3 protein-coding genes are annotated in these 4,980 nt (G+C 73.0%); all 3 read left to right on the forward strand.

Going from position 1 to position 4,980, the window contains the following annotated elements:
- The first annotated feature begins 269 nt into the window (after positions 1-269).
- Genes ACFV4F_RS07265 through yicI form a run of 3 tightly spaced genes read left to right on the forward strand, consistent with a single transcriptional unit; the run spans position 270 to position 4,935 of the window.
- Positions 270-1,253 (forward strand): acetylxylan esterase, encoded by a 984-nt coding sequence (locus ACFV4F_RS07265; protein ID WP_380500729.1) that lies wholly within the window; start codon positions 270-272, stop codon positions 1,251-1,253.
- 2 nt (positions 1,254-1,255) lie between these two features.
- A complete protein-coding gene (locus ACFV4F_RS07270; protein WP_380500730.1) occupies positions 1,256-2,656 on the forward strand; it encodes a GH1 family beta-glucosidase in 1,401 nt (466 codons plus the stop codon).
- On the forward strand, positions 2,653-4,935 hold the full coding sequence (yicI, locus tag ACFV4F_RS07275) for an alpha-xylosidase (protein ID WP_380500731.1): 2,283 nt from the start codon (positions 2,653-2,655) through the stop codon (positions 4,933-4,935). The genes ACFV4F_RS07270 and yicI overlap by 4 nt, the downstream gene beginning before the upstream one ends.
- Positions 4,936-4,980: the final 45 nt, after the last annotated feature.

Below are 4,980 nucleotides of genomic sequence, written 5' to 3' on the forward strand. Positions count from 1 at the left end.
GTTTGTCTACCTCCCAGACACTCGCTTTGGGTGTCTCGCGGTGTTCCGATGCCCCGGGGCCGTCGAACACCCCCCCCCCCACCCCCCCGCCCCCCCCCCGGGGGGGGGGGGGCCCCCCCCACTATCTCCGTCCAGGACCCGAAGCGGCGAGGCCCGTCCGGCACGCTTCCGCTCCGCACCTCTCCCACCGCCGCCCGGAGGCGGCTCCCATGTCGCTGCTCACGCCCCACCACGCTGGCTCGTCATCGCATCACCCGGAGGATTCCCCCATGCCCCTCACCGACTTCGGACTCGACGAACTCGTCCGGTACCGGCCCGAGTTGACCGACCCGGAGAACTTCGACGACTTCTGGCGGCAGACCCTCGCCGAGGCCCGTTCGCACGGCGGGGCGGTCAAGGCCGAACGCGTCACCGCGCAGTACTCCCTGCGCACCGTCGAGGTCGACGACGTGCGGTTCCCCGGCTGGAACGGCGAGCCGGTGGCCGCCTGGCTGCTGCGCCCGCGCGGGGTGGACGGGCCGCTGCCCGTCGTCGTCACCTACCTCGGCTACTGCTCCGGCCGCGGGCTGCCCACCGAGCACCTGTTCTGGCCCTCCGCGGGCTACGCCCAGCTCGTCGTCGACAGCCGGGGCCAGGGCCACGACACCCCCGACCGGGGCATGGGCGACGGCACCCAGTGGGTCGAAGGCTTCATGACCAAGGGCATCGACTCGCCCGAGAACTACTACTACCGGCGACTGATCACCGACTGCGTGCGCGCCGTCGACGCCGTCGCGCAGCTGCCCGGTCTCGACACCGAGCGGATCGTGCTGACCGGCGGCAGCCAGGGCGGCGGCCTGTCCATCGCCGTCGCCGGGCTCACCGGGGACGCCGTGGCGGCGGTGATGCCGGACGTCCCGTTCCTGTGCCACTTCCGCCACGCCGTCCAGATCGCCGGCGAGGGGCCGTACCCCGAGATCGTCAAGTACCTGCGCTGGCACAGCAGGCACCGGGTGGACCCCGCACTCGCCACCCTCGACTACTTCGACGGCGTCCACTTCGCCCGGCGGGCCACCGCCCCGGCCCTGTTCAGCGTCGGCCTGATGGACCCGGTCTGCCCGCCCTCGACGGTCTACGCGGCGTTCAACCGCTACGCGGGCGAGGACCGCACGATGACGGTGTGGCCGTTCGCCGACCACAGCGGAGGCTGCGGCTCCAACCCGCCCGCCCAGCTCGCCTGGCTGCACGCGCGCGGCCTCGGGCCGGAGCTGTGAACGTGAACGTCCCGGCCTTCCCCGACCTGCCCGCCGGATTCCGGTTCGGCGCCGCCACCGCCGCCTACCAGATCGAGGGCGCCCACGACCAGGACGGCCGCGGCCCGTCCATCTGGGACACCTACAGCCACACCCCCGGGCGCACCCTCGGCGGCGCCACCGGCGACACCGCCTGCGACCACTACCACCGCTACCCCGAGGACGTCGCCCTGCTCCGGGAGCTCGGCGTCGACGGCTACCGCTTCTCGATCGCCTGGCCCCGCCTCGTCCCGGGCGGCACCGGCCCGGCCAACCCGAAGGGCCTGGACTTCTACGACCGCCTGATCGACGAACTGCTCGCCGCCGGGATCGCGCCCGCCGCCACCCTCTACCACTGGGACCTGCCGCAGGCCCTGGAGGACCGGGGCGGCTGGCGCGTCCGGGAGACGGCCGAGGCGTTCGCCGAGTACGCGGCCCTCGCCGCCGACAGGTACGGCGACCGGGTCGAGCGCTGGATCACCCTCAACGAGCCGTTCTGCTCCGCCTTCGTCGGCTACGCCGAGGGCCGGCACGCCCCCGGCGCCCGGGAGGGCCGCGGGGCACTGGCGGCCGCCCACCACCTCCTCGTCGGCCACGGGCTCGCCGTCCGGGCGCTCCGCGCGGCGGGAGCCCGGGAGGTCGGGATCGCGCTCAACCTCGACCGCCTCCACCCCGCCTCCGACCGGCCCGGGGACCTCGCCGCGCTGCGCCGCGCCGAGGTCCTGCACAACGAGGTCTGGACCGAGCCGCTGTTCGCCGGGCGCTACCCCGCACACGAGGCCGAGACCTGGGAAGGACTCGTGGACGGCCCGTGGCGACGGCCCGGCGACCTCGAACCGATCGGCGCGCCACTGGACTTCGTCGGCATCAACTTCTACCGGCCGGTCACCGTCGCGGCCGCCCCGCACCACGAGGCCGACCCCGAACTGCGCACCGCCACGGACATCGGCGTCACCGAACCGAACCCGTACGGCACCCGGCTCACCACCATGGGCTGGCCCGTCGTCCCGTCCGCGTTCACCGAACTGCTCACCGGGCTCCACGCCCGCTACCCGCGGCTCCCGCCGCTCTGGATCACCGAGAACGGCTCCGCCGAGGCCGACGGCATCACCCCCGACGGCCGCGTCCACGACCCGGAGCGGACCGACTACCTGGCCGGCCACCTCGCCGCCGTCGCCGACGCCATCGCGGCCGGGGTCGACGTGCGCGGCTACTACGTCTGGTCGCTGCTGGACAACTTCGAGTGGGCCCGCGGCTACGAGCAACGCTTCGGCTTGGTCCGCGTCGACTACGACACCCTCACCCGCACGCCCAAGGACAGCTACCACTGGTACCGGGGCCTGATCACCGCGCACCGCGCGCGGACGGAGGAAACCGCCCGATGAAGTTCACCGACGGCTACTGGCTGATGCGCCCGGGCGTCACCGCGCGCTACGCCACCGAGGTCGCCGACGTCCGGACCGGCGAGGACCGGATGACCCTCTATGCGCCCGTCAAACACGTGCGCGGCCGTGGTGACACGCTCAACAGCCCGCTGCTGACCGTCGAGTGCTGGTCCCCGGCCGAGGGCGTGATCGGCGTGCGCACCACCCACCACGCCGGCTCGGTGCGGCGCGGGCCGGAGTTCGCGCTGCCCGGCGCCGAACAGGGCGCCGGAAAGGTGCGTCGGGACGGTGACGTCGTGGAGCTCTGCGCCGGCGAACTGACACTGCGGGTGGACACCTCCAAGCCGTGGCAGCTGGAGTTCACCGCCGGCGGGCGGGTCCTGACCTCGGTGGGAGAGCGCGGCACCGGCTTCGTCACCGACACCGACGGCCGCCACCACATGCTCGGACAACTCGCCCTGGGCGTCGGCGAGCTGGTCTACGGCCTGGGGGAGCGGTTCACCCCGTTCGTCCGCAACGGCCAGGTGGTGGACATCTGGCAGGCGGACGGCGGCACCAGCAGCGAACAGGCCTACAAGAACGTCCCCTTCCACCTCACCAACCGGGGCTACGGGGTGTTCGTCAACCACCCCGGCAGGGTCGGCTACGAGGTCGGCTCCGAGTCCGTCGGGCAGGTCCAGTTCAGCGTCGAGGACCAGTCGCTGGAGTACTTCGTCGTCCACGGCCCGACCCCCAAGCTGATCCTGGAGCGCTACACCGCGCTCACCGGCCGCCCCGCACTGCCCCCGGCCTGGGCACTGGGCCTGTGGCTGACCACCTCCTTCACCACCGAGTACGACGAGGCCACCGTCAACCGCTTCGTCGGCGGCATGGCCGAGCGCGGCATCCCGCTGAGCGTCTTCCACCTCGACTGCTTCTGGATGCGCGAGTACCAGTGGTGCGACTTCGTGTGGGACCCGGACACCTTCCCGGACCCGGCTGGCGTGCTGGCCCGGCTCAAGCAGCAGGGGCTGCGCATCTCCGCCTGGATCAACCCGTACATCGCGCAGAAGTCGGAGCTCTTCGCCGAGGGCATGCGCGAGGGCCACCTCGTGCGGCGCCCGGACGGCAGCGTCTGGCAGTGGGACCTGTGGCAGCCGGGCATGGCCCTGGTGGACTTCACCAACCCCGCCGCCCGCGAGTGGTACACCGGCAAGCTGCGCACCCTGCTGGACGTCGGCGTGGACTGCTTCAAGACGGACTTCGGCGAGCGCATCCCCACCGACGTGGTCTGGCACGACGGTTCCGACCCGGAGCGGATGCACAACTACTACACCCACCTGTACAACCAGGCGGTGTTCGAGCTGCTCCGGGAGGAGCGCGGGGAGGGCGAGGCGCTGCTGTTCGCCCGTTCCGCCACCGCCGGCGGCCAGCAGTACCCGGTGCACTGGGGCGGCGACTGCGAGTCGCACTTCAACGCCATGGCGGAGTCGCTGCGCGGAGGTCTGTCCCTCGGCCTGTCCGGCTTCGGCTTCTGGAGCCACGACATCGGCGGCTTCGAGGGCACCCCCACCCCCGCCGTCTTCAAGCGCTGGACGCAGTTCGGCCTGCTCTCCTCGCACAGCCGGCTGCACGGCAGCAAGTCCTACCGGGTGCCGTGGGACTTCGGCGAGGAGGCCGTCGAGGTCACCCGCGAGTTCACCCTGCTCAAGCACCGGCTCGCGCCCTACCTCCAGCGCGCGGCGCAGCAGGCCCACGCCACCGGCGTCCCCGTGATGCGGGCGATGGTGCTGGAGTTCCCGGACGACCCGGCCGTCGGCACGCTCGACCGGCAGTACCTGCTCGGCGACGACCTGCTCGTCGCCCCGGTCTTCACCGAGGACGGGACGGTCGAGTACTACGTGCCCGAGGGGACCTGGACCAACGTCCTGACCGGCGATCAGGTCACCGGCCCGCGCTGGGTGCGCGAGCAGCACGGCTTCCACACCCTGCCGCTGCTCGCCCGACCGGACTCCGTCATCCCGCTCGCGGCGGACGACCAGCGCCCGGTGTCCGCCTGGGCGGAAGGCGTCGAACTGCGGGTCCACGCCTTCGCGGACGGCGCCGAGCGCACCGTCGTGATCCCGCGCAGCGATGGCCCCGGCGAGACCGCCCGCTTTCACCTGCGCCGCACCGGCGACCGCCTCAAGGTGACCACCGACAGCCCGCACCCGTGGCAGCTGCGGATCGGCGGCCCGGACGGCGCCCTGCACATCGGCCCGGCAGGCACCCGGGAAGCCGACCTGCCCTACCCGGCCTGAGGCCGGCCCCCGACGCGAGGTCCCGCACGCCACCGCACCGTGGCG

The organism is Kitasatospora sp. NPDC059722 (assembly GCF_042733235.1).
Lineage (GTDB): Bacteria > Actinomycetota > Actinomycetes > Streptomycetales > Streptomycetaceae > Kitasatospora.